Source organism: Catellatospora sp. KI3 (assembly GCF_029948125.1).
Classification (GTDB): Bacteria; Actinomycetota; Actinomycetes; order Mycobacteriales; family Micromonosporaceae; genus Catellatospora.
In genome coordinates this window covers 234,912-255,113 of sequence record NZ_JASAMB010000001.1, presented here as the reverse complement: position 1 = coordinate 255,113, position 20,202 = coordinate 234,912, and the positions used below count along the sequence as shown (strand labels likewise).

Below are 20,202 nucleotides of genomic sequence, written 5' to 3'. Positions count from 1 at the left end.
CAATGCGGCGGTTCCGGGCATCAGTCATCCAACTCTCAGTCGTGAGGCAAGCTGTGACTCCCGTCGTTCTCATTGCCGAAGAACTCGCTCCCGCCGCGCTCGACGTGCTGGCGTACGACTTCGACGTCCGCCACGTCGACGGCACGGACCGGGCGGCACTGCTTGCCGCGCTGGCCGAAGCCGACGCCGTGATCGTGCGGAGCGCCACCAAGATCGACGCAGAGGCGATCGCCGCCGCGCCGAAGCTGAAGGTCGTCGCCCGGGCCGGTGTCGGCCTGGACAACGTCGAGGTGCCCGCCGCCACCGCGCGCGGTGTCATGGTCGTGAACGCGCCGACCTCGAACATCGTCTCCGCCGCCGAGCAGGCCCTGGCGCTGCTGCTGGCCGTGGCCCGCAACACCGCGTCGGCCTCGTCGGCCCTGAAGAACGGCGAGTGGAAGCGCTCGAAGTACACCGGCGTCGAGCTGCAGGGCAAGACCGTCGGCGTGGTCGGCCTCGGCCGCATCGGCGTGCTGTTCGCCCAGCGCATCGCCGCCTTCGGCACCCGCCTCATCGCGTACGACCCGTACGTGCAGCCCGCCCGCGCCGCCCAGCTCGGCGTACGCCTGGTGGGGCTGGAGGAGCTGCTGCGTGAGAGCGACTTCATCTCGATCCACCTGCCGAAGACCCCGGAGACCGTGGGCCTGATCGGCGCCAAGGAGCTTCAGCTCGTCAAGCCCGAGGTGCGCATCATCAACGCCGCGCGCGGTGGCCTGATCGACGAGGAGGCGCTGGCCGAGGCGCTGGCCGAGGGCCGCGTCGCCGGCGCCGGCATCGACGTGTACCTCAAGGAGCCGTGCACCACCTCGCCGCTGTTCGCGTTCGACAACGTGGTGGCCACCCCGCACCTGGGCGCCTCGACTCACGAGGCGCAGGACAAGGCCGGTCTGGCCGTGGCCAAGAGCGTGAAGCTGGCGCTGCAGGGCGAGTTCGTGCCGGACGCCGTCAACGTGCAGGCCGGTGGCGTCGTGGCCGAGGAGGTCCGGCCGCTGCTGCCGCTGGCGGAGAAGCTAGGCAAGGTCTTCACCGCGATCGCGGGCGGCGTGGCCGCCAGCATCACCGTCGAGGTGCGCGGCGAGATCGTCGAGCAGCACGACGTGTCGGTGCTGAAGCTGGCCGCCAGCAAGGGCCTGTTCAGCTCGGTCGTCGAGGAGCAGGTGACCTACGTCAACGCGCCGCTGATCGCGGCCGACCGGGGCGTGGAGATCAACCTGGCCACCAACCCCGAGGTCAACGAGCACAAGAACCTGGTCACGGTACGCGGCGCGCTCACCGACGGCCGTACCGTCAGCGTCGCGGGCGCGGTCGTCACCCACGGCCTGCGCGAGCAGATCAAGCTCACCGAGCTGGACGGCTTCGACCTGGAGCTGGACGCCGACGGCAACCTGCTGTTCTTCCGCTACGCGGACCGCCCCGGCGTGGTCGGCGCGGTCGGCACCGTGCTGGGCGCCGTCGGCGTGAACATCGCGGCGATGCAGGTGGCCCGGCGCGAGGCCGGCGGCGAGGCGCTGATGACGCTGACCGTCGACTCGCCGGTCCCCGCTGACCTGCTGCAGCGAGCGGCGGAGAACATCGGCGCGGCCTCGGTCAGCGCCGTGGACCTCACCGAGGAGTAAGCGACCGCTTGCATAGCGTTGCATCTGCTCGGTAGCCTTGCGGGGTCCACTACGGACGCGCGCGGCGCGGGCACGGATGGACGGATCTTCGGGTGATCCGGTCCGTACGGACGCGACGCATCACAGCAATCAACGACCGGCCCGGTCAGGACTGTTTGCCGCAGTCCCGACCGGGCCGGTCGCTTGTTTCCCGCGCTTCGCGCGGGCCGGTCGCTTGTCGCGATGCCGCTTCGCGCGGGCCGGTCGCTTGTCGCGATGCCGCTTCACGTGGCCGGTCGCTTGTCGCGATGCCGCCTCGCGCGGTGGGCTGGTCGCTTGTCGCGATGCCGCGTCGCGCTGGTCGGTCGCTTGTCGCGATGCCGCCTCGCGCGGGCCGCGAATGCGACATGATGACGAAATGCACTCCCAGATCGACGTGGGCTCGGACGACCCGGACCGTGCCGATTCCGCGGCTGAGCCTGGCCGCGACACCACGGTGCGCGCGGACCTGGACGGCGACGCCGCGACGGGATCCGGATCGGGGCGGGGCGCCCCGATCCGCGCCGAACCGGCGCGCCCCTCGCCCGCGCAGGTAGCGCTGCAGCGGCGGCTGGCCGACTCGCGCCGCGGCGTCGACATCTGCCTGCTGCTGCTGCTCGCGGCGGTCCTCGTGTTCGCGATGCTGGTGGCCGGGCAGCCGACCTGGACCTTCGGGGCGGCGGTCGCCGGCGGCCTGGTGGTGGTGCTGGCCGCGTTCGCCGCGTTCCTCGTGTCCAACGGCGCGGACTTCCGGCTGCGCCGCGACCTCGTACCGCAGCGGTTGGAACTGGCCGCCGCCGGTGAGCCGGTCCCGGCGGAGCTGCGCGCCCTGCCGTGGCGCTCGCCCCGTGCCATGATCGGCTTCTTCCTGCCCCTGGTGTACGTCGGCACGCTGATCTGGCGGCTGCGGGTCGAGCAGGCCCACCTCGACACGGTGCTGCCCGGCGACCGCGTCGGCTGGCGGGACCTGCTCGCCTGGGCGCTGCTGTTCGGGCTGATCCTGCTCGTCCCGGCCGTGATCCTGCTTCTGGTGTACCGGCGCTACCAGCCCGGCAGCGGCCGGGTGCTGGCGCGGGTCGACGCGGGCGGCATCTGGCTGCGCGCGATGCGGGTCACCGTGCCGTGGACCGAGATCGTCAGCATCGGCCTGCGCCTGGACGACCGGCCGGAGACCGGGCTGCTGGTCGAGGTCGCCGACCCGGAGGCGATCGTGGCCCGCAGCGCGTACCGCGGCCTGCGCCGCCGCTACGCCCTGTGGACCCTGCGCGGCGGCGACCGCAACCTCATGATCGACGAGTTCTGGTTGGCCGAACCGGTCGACGCGGCCCTGGCCGCCGCCCGCGCGTACCACCGCGAGACCTGGGCCGACACCGACGCCGACGGCGCCGAACCCGTCCAGCGCGCCGAACTGACCGGCTGGGTCTTCTGACCCGACCCCCGGCCGCCCGTAACGTGGCGGCGGAGGCTTGCCGCTCTCGCCGCCACGGTTGTCGGCTGGGCCGGAATGAGGGTCGTTGGCGGATACGCCACCCGAAACGGCGATCTTGGACGGCGGACCCGCTGAAGAGCGCTGGCTCTGGTCGGAACCTCGGTCTGGCCGGCAGCCTATGCGGTTTTGTGACCGCAGGTCGCGATCTTCAAGCCTGTTTCGGACCATGATCGCAGAGTGCGGTCGATATGTCGGCCAGTGACCGATTATCTGCCCACGATCAGCGATCATCGCGCCTGTGGCTGAGCTTCTGGCCGCGGGCGGCGGTCAACGGGCGTGTGGCGGAGGCCCGCCCCGGACGGCGCTCGGTTGGCGTGTGGCGGAGGCCTGCTGCGGACGGCGCTCGGTTGGCGTGTGGCGGAGGCCTGCTGCGGATGGTGCTCGGTTGGCGTGTGGCGGAGGCCCGCTGCGGACCGCGCTCGGCGGCGTGTGGCGGAGGGCCGCCGTGGGCGGCGCTCGGCGGGTACGTCCGTGGGACGGCTCCCGGGCATCTCCGGGCCCTCCGGAGGAGTCCGGCTCGTCCTGCCGAATCCGCTGCCGCCGCGCTGATCCGTGGCAGTCTGCTGGGATGAGTGAATCGTCTCCGGCGGAGATCGTCATCGCCCCCGTCGGGCTGGAGCACCTGCGGCAGGTGCTGGACCTGGGCTACCGGGTGTTCGACACTTCGGTGAAGCCGTACACCTCGTGGTCCCTGACCGCCGTCGCCGAGCACCTGGACAGCGGCGACAGCGCCTGCTGGGTGGCCCTGGACGGCGAGACCGTGGTCGGTTTCGTGCTCGGCTCGCAGACGTTCGAGCTGCGCGACGACTGGGGCTACCTGGAGTGGATCGCGGTGGACCCGGCGTACCAGGGCCGGGGCATCGCCGGACGTCTCGTGGACGCCTGCTGCGAGGCCCTGTTCGAGGGCGGCGCCAGCCGCGTCGTGACCGACGTCGAGAGCTCCAACAGCGCCTCCGCCACCCTGATGTCCCGCAACGGCTTCACGCCCGCCGTCACGGTCACCCTGTTCGTACGCAGCAGCCAGCCCGACGCCGAACCCGCCCGCAACATCCCCGGCGCCTCCAAGCGCCACCTCATCCGCAGCGGCCGCCTCGTCGGCGACCACCGCCCCGCCGGCTGACCCGCCGCCACCGCCGGAACCCCGTTGATCATGAACTTACAGGCGGGTTCGATGGCGTGTCTCCACCTTGGCGCCGTGATCAACGTGGAGGTCGGGGTGCAGGCGGCGGGGCTGGTGGGCGGGTGGGGTGTCCGGATGTTGGTACGGGTGTACCGTGAAGTGGGAAACTGGCTTAACGTTCGGTAGAACAGTCGGCAGAGGTCTGCAAGGGTGCCGGCCAGGGTGAGAGGCGAGCGGGAATGCGCATTGCGGTCGTGGCCGGAGACGGGATCGGCACCGAGGTGGTCGCCGAGGGCCTGAAGGTGCTCGACGCGGTGCTCCCGGGCGTGGAGACCACCGCCTACGACCTCGGCGCGGCGCGCTACCACCGCACGGGTGAGGTGTTCCCCGACTCGGTGCGCGACGAGCTGGCCCAGCATGACGCGATCCTGCTCGGCGCCGTCGGCGACCCGAGCGTGCCGCCGGGCGTGCTGGAGCGGGGCCTGCTGCTGAAGCTGCGCTTCGACTTCGACCAGTACGTGAACCTGCGCCCGTCGCGCCTGTGGCCCAACACCAGCGGCCCGCTGGCCGGGGTCAAGCCCGGCGAGATCGACTTCGTGGTGGTCCGCGAGGGCACCGAGGGCCTGTACGCGGGCGCGGGCGGCGGCATGCACCGCGGCACCCCGCACGAGATCGCCACCGAGGAGAGCCTGAACACCCGCCACGGCGTGGAGCGGGTCATCCGCGACGCGTTCGAGCGCGCGGGCAAGCGCCCCCGCCGCAAGGTCACCATGGTGCACAAGACCAACGTGCTGACCCACGCGGGCGGCCTGTGGGCGCGCACGTTCGCGCAGGTGGCGACCGAGTTCCCGGACATCGCCACCGAGTACCAGCACGTCGACGCGGCCGCCATGTTCATGGTCACGAACCCGCAGCGCTACGACGTGGTCGTCACCGACAACCTGTTCGGCGACATCCTCACCGACATCGCGGCGGCCGTGACCGGCGGCATCGGCCTGGCCGCGAGCGGCTGCATCAACCCGACCCGCGCCTTCCCGTCCATGTTCGAGCCGGTGCACGGCTCGGCGCCGGACATCGCGGGCCAGGGCAAGGCCGACCCCGTGGCGGCGATCCTGTCGGTGGCGCTGTGCCTGGACCACCTGGGCTACGCGGACGAGGCCCGCAAGATCGAAGAGGCGGTTTCGACCGAACTGTCCGGCCGTACGCCCGGACAGGCGATCCGCACGGCCGAGGTCGGCGACCGAGTATCCGTACTCGTAGCATGACCGCACGGCCGCGAGAATGACACGTTCGCCCGGTCCGTGAGGTGGCCGGGCGACGTGCTTTCTGCCTGGGACACCGTACGGGCTGGGGTTTAACGAACGTTAGAGGTAAGTTTTCCCCGGACCCCTGACGATGGAGGGCAGCGCGCATGAGCGGCGGTGGCACGATCGACTTCGAGATCCGTCCGAGTTCGCAACCGGTATCGGCCACTGAGCGCGAGGCGCTCCTGGCCAACCCCGGTTTCGGCCGGATCTTCACCGACCACATGGTCACCATTCGGTACGCCGAGGGCAAAGGCTGGTACGACGCCCGGGTCGAGGCACGCGCCCCGATCCCGATGGACCCGGCGACCGCCGTGCTGCACTATGCCCAGGAGATATTCGAGGGGCTGAAGGCGTACCAGCGGGCCGACGGGAAGGTCGGCCTGTTCCGCCCCGAGGCCAACGCGGCCCGGTTCGTCGAGTCGGCGAACCGGATGGCGATGGCGCCGCTGCCGCCCGAGCTGTTCCTCGGCTCGATCAGGCAGCTGGTCGACATCGACCGCGCCTGGGTGCCGACCAGCACCGAGGGCAGCCTCTACCTGCGCCCGTTCCAGTACGCCAGCGAGGTGTTCCTCGGCGTGCGCCCGGCCCGCGAGTACCTGTACGTGCTCATCGCCTCGCCGGTCGGGCCGTACTTCGCCGGCGGGGTCAAGCCGGTCACGATCTGGGTGTCCAACGACTACACCCGGGCCGCGCCCGGCGGCACCGGCGCGGCCAAGTGCGGCGGCAACTACGCCGCCGGTCTGGCCGCCCAGGCCGAGGCGGCCGAGCACGGCTGCGACCAGGTGGTCTACCTCGACGCGGCGGAGCGCAAGTACATCGACGAGCTCGGCGGCATGAACGTGTTCCTGGTGCGCCGGGACGGCACCATGATCACACCGCCGCTGAACGGCGCGATCCTGCCCGGCATCACCCGCGACTCGGTCATCACCCTGGCCAAGGAGCAGGGCTACGCGGTCGAGGAGCGCCCGGTCTCGATCGACGAGTGGCGCGACGGTGCCCGCGCCGGCGACATCGTCGAGGCGTTCGCCTGCGGCACCGCCGCCGTCCTGACCCCCATCGGCACCGTCCGCGGCACCGAGGGCGACTTCCAGATGGGCGACGGCACCGCCGGCCAGGTCGCCACGGCCCTCCGCGCCCACCTCGTCGACATCCAGTACGGCCGCCGCCCCGACCCCCACGGCTGGACCACCACCATCTGATCCTGAGGTAAGGAAGGGTCCCTTCTTATCGCTTTCCGATATAGAAGGGACCCTTCTTCACGTCCGGCGCTTGGGGCGGTGGGCGGGGGACTCGGCTGTGGCCATACCAGATCAAGAACCGGGGGCGGGCGTCGTCCCCAAGCCACCGGCTGTCCACCGACGGGGTCGGCGGCGGCTGGCGGAGCCTGGGGCGCGCGGCGATCGTGCCGGGCATGACACGAGCACTCGACGCGACGCTCGACGCCGTCGCGGTACGCCAACGGCAGTTGCTGACCAGGGAGCAGGTGCTCGCGGCCGGGCACAGCGACATGTACGTCTACCGCCGCATCCGTAGTGGCGCCTGGCAGCGCGTGCTCAACGGCATCTACTGCGTGACCAGCGGGGTCCTGACCGAGGAGCAGCGCCGCATCGCGGCCGCGCTCTACGCCGGACCGAACGCTCAGCTCACGGGGACGAGCGCGCTGAGTTGGTACGGCTTCCGCGCGGTCCCCTCCTCGGAGCAGGTGCACGTGCTCGTGCGGCACGAGGAACGCCGGCGCTCGCACGGCTTCGTGGCGGTGCGGCGGGCGTTGGAACTCGACGAGTCCGCTCGCCATACGGAGCTCTACCGGGTGTGCTCACCAGCCCGCGCGGTCGTGGACGCCTGCCGCGACCTGCGCGAACTTCGTACGGTCCGGGCGGTCATGGCAGAGGCTGTGCAGCGGTTCGAGGTGTCGCCCGGCGCGCTCGACGCGCAGGTGCGGCGGGCGGCGCGCAGCCGCACGGCGCTGGTCCGACGAGTGCTGGCGGAGATTGTCGGCGGGGCCCGGTCGGCGCCCGAGGCGCTGACCCGCGAGGTGCTGGAGGCGGTTCCGGCGTTGGCCGGTCGCCTGCTGTGGAACCCGCGCCTGGCTCGGCTCGACGGTACGCCGTTGCCGACGCCGGACGGCTACCTGCCGGAGGCGGCACTCGCGATCGAGGTGGATTCGCGCGAGTTCCACTTCAACCAGCAGGATTGGGCACGGACGCTGGAACGCCACAACATCCTCGGCCGGGTCGGTGTGCAGGTGCTGCACTTCGTGCCCTCGTTCGTGGAGCGTAGGCCGGACGAGGTTCGGCGGATCGTCACCGAGGCTGCGGCACGCCGTGCCGGCGTCGAAGTCGACGTACGCGTCCTGCCCTGACGCGCCCGCCGCCGGAGATGCGGAGTTAAGAAGGGGCCCTTCTGCTACGCAAAGCGATAAGAAGGGTCCCTTCCTTCCCCCGCGGCGCGGAGCGCAGTGCGAGGCGCGCGCTACCGCACCGGGCGGTGGGTGCTGGCTGGGCGGGTGCCGCTCGGGCGGGACCCGCCGGGGCGGGCGCCGTACGGCCGTGTGCCCGCCCATCGGGCCGATGACGATCGTATGACCCCGAATTGGGACTCGACGTGTGCCAGGGCCCGTTCTACGTTGTCAGTTGCCATGTCGGACCTCCTCGATACCCCGACCGTCGACCGCGCTGCTGGGCGGTCGATCGGTGCTGCCTGTCACGGGGTGGTGGCGAGGGATGGCTCCGGTGTGGACGTTCAGCCGGCGCGTCGCAGCGCGGCCTGCATGGTCGGCGGGCGACCGATGCGCGGGGGCGGGGCGAGCCGCCGCCGCGCGGTGAGGGGCAGATCCAGGAACGACGCGTCCAGACTGACCAACGAGCGGACGAGCGCCTGCTGCAGTTCCTCGGCGTCGGGTAGGTGCCAGTTCACCTGTGCGGGTGACACCTGCCAGCGCACGGGCCCCTCCGGCAGCACGGTCGGCGGGGCGGGTATCCACGAGCCGTGGCTGTGGCGCAGCACGTCGACCCGGTGGTCGAGTTCGGGTGCGAGCGCCGCGCCGGGCCGCATGAGGAACATCCACCGGCCGGTGGCGGTGACCGCGACGGGTCCGCGTACGCGGCGGGCGTTGCCCAGCGGTGGGCCGCAGACGGCGGCGGTGCCCAGCAGTGCCGGGACCTCCAGCACGTCGAAGGTGTGCCCGGTGGGCAGCAGCACCGCGTGCGGGTGCTGGGCCCACCACTCGTCGAGCTGCGCGGTGAACGTGCTGGACTGCGTCTCCCAGTCGGTGAGCACCGGGTGGCAGCTGGTGGCCAGGCAGGTGGCCCGGTCGCAGGCCATGCGCCGGCCGTTGAAGTACCCGCCGGGGGTGACCGCCCAGCCGTGGGCGGCGAAGCGCAGTGCCGCGCGTCGCATCCGGTGTCGGAGCAGGTTCCGGGCGAACGGTCCGTGTCGCCACCGCATGGTGTCCGACCTCCTCTTCCGGGTACGGCCGTGACGGGAAAGAGATCGACATCGCTCTTAACCGTATCTGTGGTCGCATGCACTCGTTACATCGACAACAGTCCAGCAAGCAAACGTCTCGATGCATTTTCTAACTGCAACTTGCAACAGAAGATACGAGTGACGGACCGGATGAGGGCGCACAGCCTGTGCGACTCGTTTCCCAGACCCGATGAGGGGAGGGTTGTGACATGGACGAGCTGCCCATAGGCCGGCGGGTGTCGTACTGGCGCAACCGCCGCAAGATGTCCCAGCAGGTCTTCGCCGACCGGCTGGGCAAGTCGAAGAGCTGGGTGGACAAGGTCGAGCGCGGCGTGCGCCGGCTCGACAAGTTCTCCGTCGTGTACGAGATAGCCGACGTGCTCCAGCTGGACGTGGCGCTGCTGCTCGGTAAGGACCCGGAGCGGCGCCCCGACAGCCTGAACTGCATCGACCAGATCGAGGTCGCCGAGATCCGGTCCGCCCTGGAGCGCTACGACCAGATCAGCGCGTTCTTCTACGCCCCGCCGGAGCCGCCGCCCATCGCCGAGATGCGCAAGGCCACCCAGCACGCGTGGCAGACCTGGGAGCACGGCCGCTACGGCGTGCTGGCCCGCGCGCTGCCGAAGCTGCTGCGCGACGCCCAGGCCGCCGACACGGCGTACGCGGGCACCGACGACACCCGCGACGCCGCGCACCTGCTCGGGCAGGTGTACCAGATCGCCTCGTCGGTGCTGCGCAAGCTCGGCGAACTCGACCTGGCCTGGCTGGCCGCCGACCGGTCCATCGCGGTGTCCCAGCGGGCGGGCGACCAGCTGCTGGCCGGGGTGGCCACCACCCGGGTCGCCAACGCGCTGCGGGCGCTGGGCCGCCACCGGTCCGCGCTGGAGGTCAACGTCAACATCGCCAACCGGCTGTGCCCGAGCGGCGACGGCACCGCCGACGACCGCCTGTCCGTGTACGGCTTCCTGCTGCTGCAGGGCGCCATGGCCGCCTCCTGCATCGGCGACAGCGCCACCATGCGCGACCTGCTCACCGGCGCCCAGGACGCGGCGACGGCGCTGGGCGGCGACCGCAACCACTACTGGACCAGCTTCGGCCCCACCAACGTGCAGGTGCACCGGGCCGCGGCCGCGGTCGAGCTGGGCGAGGGCGGCATGGCGGTGGCCATCCACTCCGCGCTGGACCCGGCGGCGTTCAACGCGATGCTGCCCGAGCGCCGCGCCCACCACTACCTGGACATGGCCCGCGGCTACACCCAGATCGGCGACGTGGAGAAGGCGGGCGAGATGCTGCTGGAGGGCGACCTGCTCGCCCCGGCCGAGATACGCTGCCGTCCGATCGCGCACGAGGTGCTCAGCGACGTGCTGCGCCGGACCCGGGGCACCCCGACGGCGGCGCTGGCGGAGCTGGCCGAGCAGATGGGGGTGGGGGTCTAGATGAGCGAGGCGGCGTCGGCCGACGACCGGCCGCGGCCGGTGCTGTACGTGCTGGTCTGCGGCTCGCCGGTGGCCCGCGACGTCGGCCGGCTCGTGGACCTGGCCCAGCGGCGCGGCTACGACGTGTGCGTGGTGGCCACCCCTGACGGGCGCAAGTTCCTCGACATCCCGGCGCTGGCCGCCCAGACGGGCCACCCGGTGCGCACCGGTTTCAAGAACCCCGGCGACCCCGACGTGCTGCCGCCGGCGGACGCGCTGGTGGTGGCCCCGGCGACGGTCAACACCGTGAACAAGTGGGCCGCGGGCATCGCCGACACGCTCCCGCTCGGCCTGCTCATCGAGGGGTACGGCAAGGGCCTGCCCATCGTCGCCTTCCCCTACACCAACGGGGCGATGGCCCGGCACCCGATGTTCCAGGAGAACCTGTCCCGCCTGCGGAGCTGGGGCGTGCGCGTGCTCTACGGCGACGAGGTGCTGGCCCTGCCGGAGCCGGGCAACGGCGACGCGATGCGCCACGAGTTCCCGTGGGAGCTGGCCCTGCGCGCCGTCGACGAGGCGCTGTCCGCGACCGCCGCGCCGGGCGGGCGGGTGACCCCCTAGGCTGTCCGGGTGAGCTGGACTGTCGCCTCGTTCGTGCGATTGCTCGATGAAGAGTTCCCGCCCGGCTGGGCCGAGCCGTGGGACCGGGTGGGCCTCGTGGCCGGCCGGCCCGAGCACCCCGTCACCCGAGTGCTGACCGTGGTCGACGTGCTGCCCGAGACCGTCGCGCAGGCCCTGGACCTGGGCGCCGACATGATCATCGCGCACCACCCGCTGCTGCTGTCGGGCGTCTCCTCGGTGGCCGCCGTCGACTACCAGGGCCGCATCCTGCACGACCTGATCGAGAACAGGGTCGGCCTGTTCGTCGCGCACACCAACGCCGACGTGGCCAACCCCGGGGTCAGCGACGCGCTCGCGACCCGGCTCGGCCTGACCGACCTGCGCCCGCTGCGCCCGACCGAGGACGGCCGGGGCGCCGGGCGGATCGGCCGGATCAACCCGATGACGCTGGGCGAGTTCGCCCACCTCGCCGCAACCGCGCTGCCCGTGGCGAGCTGGGGCGTCCGGGTCAGCGGCGACCCCGCGCGGATCGTGCGGACCGTCGCCGTCTGCGGCGGTTCGGGCGACAGCTTCATCCCCGACGCGGTCGCCGCGGGCGTCGACGTCTACCTCACCGCCGACCTCAAGCACCACCGCGTCTCCGAGCACCTGGCCGAGGGTGGTCCCGCGCTGGTGGACGCCGGTCACTACGCCACCGAGGCGCCCTGGCTGACACCACTGGCCGCCTGGCTGCGCAGCCGGACCGGACTTGAGATCATCGTCTCCGACGCGAACACCGATCCGTTCCGGTTCCACGCCTGCGCGACACTTGACCCTGCCACGTGAGCACGGTGCTTGCCCGGCAGAGCGCTGATCAAGAGAAGGAGTGCCCTATGAAGGCCGACCCGAAGGACCAGCAGCGGCTGCTCGACCTGCAGGCGATCGACACCACGCTGCAGCAGCTGGCGCACCGCCGCCGGACGCTGCCCGAGCTCGCCGAGCTGGACGCGCTTACCAAGGTCGTCAGCCGGCTGGAGGACGAGCGGGTCCGCGCCGAGGTCGACGTCGACGACCTGGACCGCGACATCACCAAGCTGGAGCGCGAGGTCGACACCGTCCGCCAGCGCCGGGCCAAGGACCAGCAGCGCCTCGACGACGGCCGGCTGCCCGCCCGTGAGCTGAGCGCGCTTGAGCACGAGATCGCCTCGCTGACCCGGCGCCAGTCCGAGCTCGAGGACGCCGAGCTGGAGCTGATGGAGAAGCGCGAGTCGGCGCAGTCGGTGCTCGACGGGGTGGACGAGCGCATCGGCGTCGCCCGCGACACCCGCATCGCCACCGAGCAGCGCCGGGACAAGACCGTCGCCGAGATCGACAAGGAGGCGCAGTGGAAGCAGACCGCCCGCGGTCCGCTCGCCGCCGACCTCCCGGCTGAGCTGGTCCAGCTGTACGACAAGATCCGGGAGCAGTCCGGCGGGCTCGGTGCCGCCCTGGTGCAGCACGGCCGCTGCGGCGGCTGCCGCCTGGAGCTGTTCGGCGCCGACCGCAACCGGGTCAAGACGGCCGCGCCCGACGAGGTCGTCCGCTGCGAGGAGTGCCGCCGGATCATGGTGCGCACCCACGAATCGGGCCTGTGACCATGCGGGTCGTGGTGGAGGCGGACGGGGGCGCCCGCGGCAACCCCGGCCCGGCCGGATACGGCGCGGTGGTCCGGGACGCGGCCAGCGGCCAGGTGCTGGCCGAGCGGGCCGCCGCGATCGGCGTCGCCACCAACAACGTCGCCGAGTACCGGGGGCTCATCGCCGGGCTGGAGGCCGCCGCCGAACTCGGCGCGACCCTGGTCGAGGTGCGGATGGACTCCAAGCTGGTGGTCGAGCAGATGTCGGGCCGCTGGCAGATCAAGCACCAGGGCCTGCGGCCGCTGGCGGCCCAGGCGGCGACGCTGGTACGCAGGTTCGACCAGGTCACCTACGGCTGGATCCCGCGCGAGCGCAACCGTGCCGCCGACGCCCTGGCGAACGCGGCCATGGACGCCGCAGCGGCCGGCGGCGCCGTCATCGAGCACGACGCGGCGGTCGCCACGGCCGTCGCGGTGACCGAGCCGAAGCAGGACTGGGCGCCGCGCACCGCCCCCGCGACCAGGCTGATCCTGGTCCGCCACGGCGAGACCCCGCTGACCGCGCAGAAGCGCTACTCCGGCCGGGGCGACGTGCCGCTGTCCGAGCGCGGCGAGCAGCAGGCGGCCGCGACCGCGCGCCGCGTCGCCGGGCTGAAGCCGGACCGGGTCGTCTGCTCGCCGCTGAAGCGCTGCAAGGCGACGGCCCGCGCCATCGCCAAGGCGGCGGGCGGGGTGCCGGTCGAACTCGAGCCCGAGCTGATCGAGTGCGACTTCGGGGCGTGGGAGGGCCTGACCTTCGGCGAGGTGCGCGAGCAGTACGCCGCCGAGCTGTCGGCCTGGCTGGCGTCCACATCGGTCGCCCCGCCCGGCGGCGAGTCGTTCCAGAAGGTGGCCAAGCGGGTCCGGGGCGTCGTCGGCCGGCTGCAGACGCAGTACGAGGGCGGCACGCTGGCCGTGGTCTCGCACGTCTCACCGATCAAGCTGATCCTGCGCGACGCCCTGGCCGCCTCGGACGCGTTCCTGCACCGGCTGCTGCTCGACCCGGCGGGGGTGTCCATCGTGGACACCTGGCCTGACGGCGGCGTGTCGGTGCGCGTCGTCAACGACACCGCCCACCTCGACGACCTGTGAACAACCCCCACCTGCCCGCCCGCGCCGCCGCGCTCCGCAGGTAAGGAAGGGACCCTTCTTATCGCTATCCGATGTAGAAGGGCCCCTTCTTAACCTCGCGTAGCGGCGCGCAGCGGTGGCCGGGCGAGGGCGAAGCGGGCGCGAGGCGATGGAGGCGGCTAGGCCAGCGCGAAGCGGACCAGGCGCTTGGCCGGGTCGGCGGTGGTCAGCCGCACGGTGACGCGGTCCCCGGCGGTCAGGTCGCCGTCGCAGCGGGCGCGGACGGCGGGCTCGTCCAGGGCCACCGTGCCGCCGGGCTTGCCGTGGTTGGTGTCCAGCACGGCGGCCGGGAACGTCTCGCCGATCCGGTCGGCGAGCACGACGGCCTCGACCAGGTCGATCGCGCCGCGCTCGGCGGCCGAGGCCACCGTGCCGGTGCCGGTCATGATGCCGGGCAGCTGCGGCAGCGCCTCGGCGGCCCAGGCGGGCACGTCCCGGCCCTCATGCAGGGCCAGGCACACCTCGGTGGCGTACCGGTCGGCGAGTCGCCGCAGCGGGGCGGTGACGTGCGCGTACGTCGAAGCCACCGCGGCGTGGGCGGGCTCGGCCGGCACCTCGCCGGCGAACGGGGTGTATCCGGCGCCGCGCAGCAGCTCGGCGGCCTCGTCGACGAACGCGGCGGCCTTCGGGTCGGCGCAGTCGAGCCGGGCGATGACCTGGCCCACCGTCATCCCGTCGGGCCAGTCGATGCCCAGGCCCTGCCCGGCCAGGCGCAGCCGCGCCACGGCGTGCGGGTCGGGCGCGGGCATGGTGCGCAGCAGGCCGATCCGGCCCTTGAGCATGATCTCGGCGGCGGCCCGGCCGGTGAGCAGCGAGATCTGCGCGTTCCACTCCTCGCTGGGCAGCGGTGCGCGCAGGCTGAGCCGCCAGCCCTTGCCGTCGGGCTCGATCTCCTGCTCCGGCATGGGCAGGTTGATGGCGCCGCGTTCGAGCGCCCGCGCGATCAGCAGTTTGCCCAGCTCCGGTAGCAGCGCGATCGGTTCGGCCAGCTTGCCGCTGTCGGCATCGGACTGCACGCCCTCGTAGGCGAGCTTGGCCCGGCTGCGGACCCGGGCCCGCCGCAGCGTCACGGCTTCGGTGTCGCCGTCGGCGCTGACGTCGACGGTCCACACCACCGCGGCCCGCTCCACCTCGGGCAGCAGGCTCACCGCACCCTCGCTGAGCACCGCGGGGTGCAGCGGCACCTTGCCGTCGGGCAGGTACACCGTCTGCCCGCGCTGCCAGGTCTCGGCCTCCAGGGCGCTGCCCGGCGTGACGTACGCCGCGACGTCGGCGATGGCGTAGTGCACCCGGTAGCCGCCGCCGTCGCGCCGCAGCAGGCACAGGGCCTGGTCCAGGTCGCGCGACGAGGCCGGGTCGACGGTCACGAACGGGATGTCGGTGAGGTCGGTGTCGGGCAGCCTCACCTCCCGCGCGGCCTGCTCGGCCTGCGCCTGCGCCGCGGGCGGGAACCCGTCGGGCAGGTCCAGCTCACGGCGCAGGGGAGTGAAGTCGATGGCCTGGGTGGTCAGGCGGCGGTGTGCCATTGGTCATTCTTATCAGCAGCCGACCTCCGGCGGCACCGTCCGGCTGGTCACCCGGTCAGCGCATGCTCTTGCGGGCAGGCGCGCGGCGGGTCGTCGCCTTGGCGGCCGCGGACTTCATCGCGGTCTTGCGCACGGTCGTCTTGCGTACCGCCGTCTTGCGAGCGGGCGCGGTCTTCTTCGCCGCGGTGGCGGTCTTCCTGGCCGGAGTGGTCTTGCGGGCGGTGGCCGCCTTCTTCATAGGCGTGGTCTTGCGCGCGGCCGCGGTCGTCTTCTTCGCGGTGGTGGCCTTCTTCGCCGCCGTCTTCCTGACCGCCGAGGTGATTCCCCTGGCCGGGGCGGCCTTGCGCGCCGCCGAGGTCGTCTTGCGGGCCGCCGTGGTCTTCTTGGCCGCCGCCGTGGTCTTCTTCGCGGCAGTGGTCTTCCTGACGGCGGTGGTCTTCCTCGCGGCGGTCGTCTTGCGGGCCGTGGTCTTCTTGGCCGGGGACGTCTTCTTCGCCGTGGTCGTCTTCCTGGCCGCGGTGGTCTTCTTGGCCGGCGACGTCTTCTTCGCGACGGCGGCCTTCTTCATCGGCGTCGTCTTCTTGGCGGCGGTGGTCTTCTTCGCCGTGGTCTTGCGAGCCGCCGTGGTCTTGCGAGCCGTCGTGCTCCTGGTAGCCATGGCCTTCTTCGCCGTCGCCTTCTTCGCCGGTGCGGTCTTCTTCACGGCCGCAGTCAACTTCTTCGCGGTGGTCTTCTTCGCCGCCGCCGAGGTCTTCTTCGCCGCGGTGGCCTTCGCCGCGGTGGTCTTCTTGGCCGCGCTGGTCTTCTTCGCGGTGGCGGTCTTCTTCGCCGGAGACGTCTTCTTGGCGGTCGCGGTCTTCTTCGCCGCAACCGGCCGACTCGGCGCCTTCTTGGCGGCCGCCTTCGTGGCAGCGGCCTTCTTAGCAGGGGCCTTCTTCGCTGCGGCCTTGGCTACGGCCATCGCTCCTCCTCACGGGTGTGTCCTACCGGACATGCCTCCGGTGGAACCGCGAACAGCGGTGTCCGGCCTGCCCGGCGAACGTGGTTCACCGGTGCGAATCCCGCGCACTGCTGCTCCAGACATCACTGTGCGCCGCAAAAAGCCCATGTGTGAGCGAAATCCATAAAATAGCGAAAGCGATCCGCAGTCGCGCAAGCACTCCACAGTGCACCTATCGCGCCATCGCCTGCCGCATCGGCTTTCCGCGGCGCCGACCGGCCACGGCCACCCGCAGGTTAAGAAGGGGCCCTTCTGCTACGGAAAGCGATAAGAAGGGTCCCTTCCTTTCGGGGGTCAGCGGGCGGCGGCGAGCGTTTCGGCCAGCCGCAGGAGGATCCGGTGCTGCGCCGGCGTCTCCGGGCAGGGCAGCCCCCGCCCCTCCACCAGCTGGTCTACCGCCTGCTGCGCGGGCATGCCCAGCTGAATGAGGATGCCGCCCGCGATGAGCGCCGACCGCCCGATCCCGGCCCAGCAGTGCGCCACCACGTACGCCCCGGCGGTGACGTCGGCGGCCAGGCGGGCGGTGAGGGCGTGGTAGGACCAGAACTCCGGGACGTCGTGGTCGCCGATGGGGAAGTGCTCGAACCGGATTCCGGCCCGGCGGACCGCGTCCCCCTCGTCGGGTATGCCCAGCAGCTCCAGCTCGTCGTCGGGCAGCGCGCAGACCAGGACGTCGACCCCGTGGACCGAGCGCAGCCGGGCCAGGTCGTCGTCGAGCCTCACGTTGCGGGCCGGGCGGGGCATCATCGCGATGCGGCCCGGCTTGTCGTGCACGACGTGCGGGTCACTGTGCGGCATGCCGCTGATTATGCGTTCGGCGGGCGGTAGACGGCGCCGTGCGGGTCGGCGCAGTGGGCGGCCGCGATCGCGGCCGGGGTGTCGTGGTCGTCGGCGTGGTCGACCTGCAGCGTGGTGTGCGCGATGTGGTGCCGCCCGCGCAGCAGCCCCTCCACCTCGCGGCGCACGGCGTGGCAGTCGCCGTGCGGCCGGACCAGGATGTGCGCCGACAGGGCCGGGTAGCCCGAGGTCACCTGCCAGACGTGCAGGTCGTGCACCTCGACCACGCCGTCGACGCCGGCCAGTTCCGCGCCGAGCGCGTCGGGGCTGAGCCCGGCCGGGGCGGCTTCGAGCAGGATGCGGCCGGAGGCGGCGAGCAGCTCCAGGCCCGCCTTGACCATCAGCACGACGACGGCCAGCGAGGCTATGCCGTCGGCCCGGTTGAAGCCGGTGGTGAGCACGACGAGGCCCGCGACCGCGGTGGCGATGAAGGCGAACAGGTCGTTCAGGATGTGCTGGAACGCGCCCTCGATGTTGAGGCTGGCCCGGTTGGCCCGGGACAGGCACCAGGCGGCGACCAGGTTCACGCCGATGCCCGCGATGGCGGTGACCAGCACCGCCCCGCCGCGCACGGCCGGCGGGTCGATGAGCCGCCCGATCGCCTCGTACGCCAGCCAGGCGGCCAGCAGCAGCAGGGTGATGCCGTTGGCCTGGGCGGACAGGATCTCGGCGCGCTTGAGCCCGTACGTGTAGCCGCCGCGGGGCGGGCGGGCGGCCAGGCGCATCGCCACCAGGGCCAGCACGATCGCGGCGGCGTCGGTGAGCATGTGCGCGGCGTCGGACAGCAGGGCGAGCGAGTCGGCGAGCAGGCCGACGACGACCTCGACGGCCATGAACCCGAGGATCAGGGCGAGCGCGATGCTCAGCCAGCGCCGGTCGGCGTCGGCCGACACGCCGTGCGCGTGGCCGCCGTGCCCGTGGGCGTGCTCGGCGTGGTCGTGTCCCATGTCAGCCCACCTCGCTGGCGCAGACCGCCGGGTCGATGGCGAGGACCAGGCCGAGCAGGTCGTCCAGGGCGTGGGCCAGGCGGGCGTCGCTCAGCTCGTACCGGCTGCGGCGGCCCTGCGGGCTGGCCACTACCAGGCCGCAGCCGCGCAGGCAGGCCAGGTGGTTGGAGAGGTTGGTGCGGGTCACGCCGAGTCGGTCGGCCAGCTCCGTCGGGTAGGCCGGGCCCTCCCGCAGGGCCAGCAGCAGCCGGATGCGGGTGGGGTCGGACAGCGCCTGGCCGAACCTGGCCAGCACTTCCACGTCAGTAACGGCACCGAGCATGCCCTCGATTCTACAGCCGAAGCTGACTTCAGCATCAGCTGAACAGTCGACCTATACTGAACCGATGCCCTCGGCCCTTGAGCGTGCCCTGACCGACCCGCCGCTGCGGCCCCTGCCCGACACCGCCGCCGACCTGCTGCGCACCCTGTCCGCGCCGCCGCGCCTGGCCGCCCACCTGCGCCTGGTGCACGACGTCGCCTGGCGACTGACCGCCGAACTGGCGGAGCGCTGCCCCGCGCTGGCGTACGACCGCGACGCCGTCCTGTTCGGCGCCGCCACCCACGACATCGGCAAGACGCTCCACCCCGGCGAACTGGCGGGCCCTGGGCACGAGCACGAGCAGGCCGGGGCCCGGCTGCTGCGGGCGCACGGCATCGACCCGGAGCTGGCCCGCTTCGCCGCCGGCCACGCGCAGTGGGACCGGGGCAGCGGCACCGAGGACCTGCTGGTCACCGTCGCGGACAAGGTGTGGAAGGGCAAGCGGGTCGCCGAGCTGGAGCAGCTGCTCGCCGACCGGGTCACCGCCGCCGGGACCGACCACTGGGAGGCGTTCCTGCTGGTGGACACGGTGCTGGAGCGGCTCGCCACCGGGGCGGACGAGCGGCTGGCCTGGCAGGGGTCGTACCCGCGCTAGGCGACCAGGATCTTCACGACCGCCTCGCCCGCCTCGGCGGCGCGGTGGTAGAAGTCGACCAGCTCGACCGCGTCCTGGGCCAGGTGGCTCGCGCGCTGCTCGGACCACGGGTTCGGCGAGTAGCCGCGCAGCACCGCCGCCAGCTCCGTCGACCGCCGCCCGATCCACTCCAGCGGATCCGCGTCGGACAGGTACGCCGAGACCGCCTCGACCTGCTGCGGGGTCAGCACGCCGACCTCGTCGTCGGAGTCGCCGATCACCCGCCAGTCGCCTCCGGACACCACCAGCCCGGCCGGGTCGGCGGCCATCCCGGTGCTGCCCGCGAACAGCACCTCCAGCAGCAGGTAGTCCTCGGCCACGGCCAGCACCACGCCCTCGGCGACCGCCAGCGGGTAGCCGTCGTCACCGAAGGTCGGCACCGACTCCCACAGCTCGCGCGGCGACGCCTTCAGCGCGGTCGCGGGCACGCGGTGCCAGTACATGTCCACACCGGTCACGGCTCAGCCCTTCGCCTTGGCGGGCGCCGCCGCCTGCTTCGATCCGCCGGTACGCGGGGCGGGGATCACTCCGGCGGCCCACTTGTCCAGGTCGAACCGGAACCAGCCGCCCTTGACCGTACGGCCGGTGCCCAGGGCGAGCACGGCGCGGATGCGGGCGGGGTTCTTGTCGTACACCCGGAGCAGCTCGGCCACGTCGGCGGCCGGGACGGTCCAGGTGGCGCTCTGCTGGCCCTCCAGCCGGAACGGCAGCTCCGGCCCGCGCCGGCCCTGCCCGCCCAGCATGTGCCGCCCGCGCACGCCCTGCACCTCCAGCTCGACGGTCACCACCTGCACCGCGCCGAGCGCGCCGTTGGTGACCGTGGTGGCGATCAGGAACTCCTTGGCGTCACCGGGCCCGAAGTTGTTCATGTGGTACAGCCGGGCGCTGGGGCGCGCCCCGCCCCGCCGGTACGCCAGCACGGCCACGACGAGGGCCGCCAGCGCCACCACGGCGGCGGCGAGCGCGGCCAACCGCGCGATCGGATCGGACACAGCGGTGACTATGGCACAGCTGCCGCCGCCGGGAAACTCGGCGACGTC

At 72.4% G+C, this 20,202-nt stretch carries 21 protein-coding genes; 13 read left to right on the top strand and 8 right to left on the bottom strand.

Annotation, left to right across the window (positions count from 1 at the left end):
- The first annotated feature begins 53 nt into the window (after nucleotides 1-53).
- From serA to QEZ54_RS01175, 6 genes are all read left to right on the top strand, one after another.
- Nucleotides 54-1,655 carry a phosphoglycerate dehydrogenase gene (gene serA / locus QEZ54_RS01200; protein ID WP_281302546.1) on the top strand — a complete coding sequence of 534 codons (1,602 nt, stop codon included), beginning with the start codon at nucleotides 54-56 and terminating at the stop codon, nucleotides 1,653-1,655.
- Between the two features lie 397 nt (nucleotides 1,656-2,052).
- The gene (locus QEZ54_RS01195; RefSeq protein WP_281302545.1) at nucleotides 2,053-3,102 is read left to right on the top strand and encodes a hypothetical protein; all 1,050 of its coding nucleotides are present in this window, start codon (nucleotides 2,053-2,055) and stop codon (nucleotides 3,100-3,102) included.
- Between the two features lie 628 nt (nucleotides 3,103-3,730).
- Nucleotides 3,731-4,282 carry a GNAT family N-acetyltransferase gene (locus QEZ54_RS01190; protein WP_281302544.1) on the top strand — a complete coding sequence of 184 codons (552 nt, stop codon included), beginning with the start codon at nucleotides 3,731-3,733 and terminating at the stop codon, nucleotides 4,280-4,282.
- A 239-nt stretch (nucleotides 4,283-4,521) separates the two neighbouring features.
- Entirely contained in the window at nucleotides 4,522-5,547 is a 1,026-nt protein-coding gene (locus tag QEZ54_RS01185; RefSeq protein WP_281302543.1) for a 3-isopropylmalate dehydrogenase, read from the top strand.
- Nucleotides 5,548-5,693: 146 nt separating this feature from the next.
- Nucleotides 5,694-6,788, top strand: coding sequence for a branched-chain amino acid aminotransferase (locus QEZ54_RS01180; RefSeq protein ID WP_281302542.1), 1,095 nt, complete (start codon nucleotides 5,694-5,696; stop codon nucleotides 6,786-6,788).
- A gap of 212 nt (nucleotides 6,789-7,000) precedes the next feature.
- Nucleotides 7,001-7,951 carry a type IV toxin-antitoxin system AbiEi family antitoxin domain-containing protein gene (locus QEZ54_RS01175; RefSeq protein ID WP_281302541.1) on the top strand — a complete coding sequence of 317 codons (951 nt, stop codon included), beginning with the start codon at nucleotides 7,001-7,003 and terminating at the stop codon, nucleotides 7,949-7,951.
- Between the two features lie 380 nt (nucleotides 7,952-8,331).
- On the opposite strand, the gene QEZ54_RS01170 is transcribed toward QEZ54_RS01175, so the two are convergent.
- Nucleotides 8,332-8,988, bottom strand: coding sequence for a bifunctional DNA primase/polymerase (locus QEZ54_RS01170; protein WP_281302540.1), 657 nt, complete (start codon nucleotides 8,986-8,988; stop codon nucleotides 8,332-8,334).
- A 278-nt stretch (nucleotides 8,989-9,266) separates the two neighbouring features.
- Between QEZ54_RS01170 and QEZ54_RS01165 the strand changes: the two genes are divergently transcribed.
- The 5 genes from QEZ54_RS01165 to QEZ54_RS01145 are packed head-to-tail and all read left to right on the top strand — an operon-like array spanning nucleotide 9,267 to nucleotide 13,818.
- Entirely contained in the window at nucleotides 9,267-10,493 is a 1,227-nt protein-coding gene (locus tag QEZ54_RS01165; RefSeq protein ID WP_281302539.1) for a helix-turn-helix domain-containing protein, read from the top strand.
- On the top strand, nucleotides 10,494-11,093 hold the full coding sequence (locus QEZ54_RS01160; protein WP_281302538.1) for a flavoprotein: 600 nt from the start codon (nucleotides 10,494-10,496) through the stop codon (nucleotides 11,091-11,093).
- Nucleotides 11,094-11,102: 9 nt separating this feature from the next.
- Complete coding sequence (locus tag QEZ54_RS01155; RefSeq protein ID WP_281302537.1) at nucleotides 11,103-11,918, top strand: Nif3-like dinuclear metal center hexameric protein; 816 nt, start codon at nucleotides 11,103-11,105, stop codon at nucleotides 11,916-11,918.
- Nucleotides 11,919-11,965: 47 nt separating this feature from the next.
- Nucleotides 11,966-12,706 (top strand): C4-type zinc ribbon domain-containing protein, encoded by a 741-nt coding sequence (locus tag QEZ54_RS01150; RefSeq protein ID WP_281302536.1) that lies wholly within the window; start codon nucleotides 11,966-11,968, stop codon nucleotides 12,704-12,706.
- Nucleotides 12,707-12,708: 2 nt separating this feature from the next.
- A complete protein-coding gene (locus QEZ54_RS01145; protein ID WP_281303011.1) occupies nucleotides 12,709-13,818 on the top strand; it encodes a bifunctional RNase H/acid phosphatase in 1,110 nt (369 codons plus the stop codon).
- Between the two features lie 158 nt (nucleotides 13,819-13,976).
- On the opposite strand, the gene QEZ54_RS01140 is transcribed toward QEZ54_RS01145, so the two are convergent.
- Both QEZ54_RS01140 and QEZ54_RS01135 read right to left on the bottom strand, forming a co-directional pair.
- A complete protein-coding gene (locus QEZ54_RS01140; RefSeq protein ID WP_281302535.1) occupies nucleotides 13,977-15,383 on the bottom strand; it encodes an RNB domain-containing ribonuclease in 1,407 nt (468 codons plus the stop codon).
- A gap of 55 nt (nucleotides 15,384-15,438) precedes the next feature.
- The gene (locus QEZ54_RS01135; protein WP_281302534.1) at nucleotides 15,439-15,621 is read right to left on the bottom strand and encodes a hypothetical protein; all 183 of its coding nucleotides are present in this window, start codon (nucleotides 15,619-15,621) and stop codon (nucleotides 15,439-15,441) included.
- Between QEZ54_RS01135 and QEZ54_RS01130 the strand changes: the two genes are divergently transcribed.
- On the top strand, nucleotides 15,605-16,510 hold the full coding sequence (locus tag QEZ54_RS01130) for a hypothetical protein (RefSeq protein WP_281302533.1): 906 nt from the start codon (nucleotides 15,605-15,607) through the stop codon (nucleotides 16,508-16,510). The genes QEZ54_RS01135 and QEZ54_RS01130 overlap by 17 nt on opposite strands.
- Nucleotides 16,511-16,677: 167 nt before the next feature.
- On the opposite strand, the gene QEZ54_RS01125 is transcribed toward QEZ54_RS01130, so the two are convergent.
- Genes QEZ54_RS01125 through QEZ54_RS01115 form a run of 3 tightly spaced genes read right to left on the bottom strand, consistent with a single transcriptional unit; the run spans nucleotide 16,678 to nucleotide 18,489 of the window.
- Entirely contained in the window at nucleotides 16,678-17,181 is a 504-nt protein-coding gene (locus tag QEZ54_RS01125) for a tyrosine protein phosphatase (RefSeq protein WP_281302532.1), read from the bottom strand.
- A gap of 8 nt (nucleotides 17,182-17,189) precedes the next feature.
- Nucleotides 17,190-18,167, bottom strand: a complete 978-nt coding sequence (locus QEZ54_RS01120) for a cation diffusion facilitator family transporter (RefSeq protein WP_281302531.1) — start codon at nucleotides 18,165-18,167, stop codon at nucleotides 17,190-17,192.
- 1 nt (nucleotide 18,168) lies between these two features.
- Nucleotides 18,169-18,489: a metalloregulator ArsR/SmtB family transcription factor gene (locus QEZ54_RS01115; protein WP_281302530.1), complete on the bottom strand. Its 321-nt coding sequence runs from the start codon at nucleotides 18,487-18,489 to the stop codon at nucleotides 18,169-18,171.
- A gap of 64 nt (nucleotides 18,490-18,553) precedes the next feature.
- Between QEZ54_RS01115 and QEZ54_RS01110 the strand changes: the two genes are divergently transcribed.
- Nucleotides 18,554-19,123, top strand: coding sequence for an HD domain-containing protein (locus QEZ54_RS01110; RefSeq protein ID WP_281302529.1), 570 nt, complete (start codon nucleotides 18,554-18,556; stop codon nucleotides 19,121-19,123).
- Here QEZ54_RS01110 and QEZ54_RS01105 read toward each other — a convergent pair.
- Nucleotides 19,120-19,620 carry a DUF1877 family protein gene (locus QEZ54_RS01105; RefSeq protein WP_281302528.1) on the bottom strand — a complete coding sequence of 167 codons (501 nt, stop codon included), beginning with the start codon at nucleotides 19,618-19,620 and terminating at the stop codon, nucleotides 19,120-19,122. The two genes, QEZ54_RS01110 and QEZ54_RS01105, sit on opposite strands and share 4 nt — an antisense overlap.
- A 3-nt stretch (nucleotides 19,621-19,623) precedes the next feature.
- Nucleotides 19,624-20,154, bottom strand: coding sequence for a hypothetical protein (locus tag QEZ54_RS01100; RefSeq protein ID WP_281302527.1), 531 nt, complete (start codon nucleotides 20,152-20,154; stop codon nucleotides 19,624-19,626).
- Between the last annotated feature and the right edge of the window lie 48 nt (nucleotides 20,155-20,202).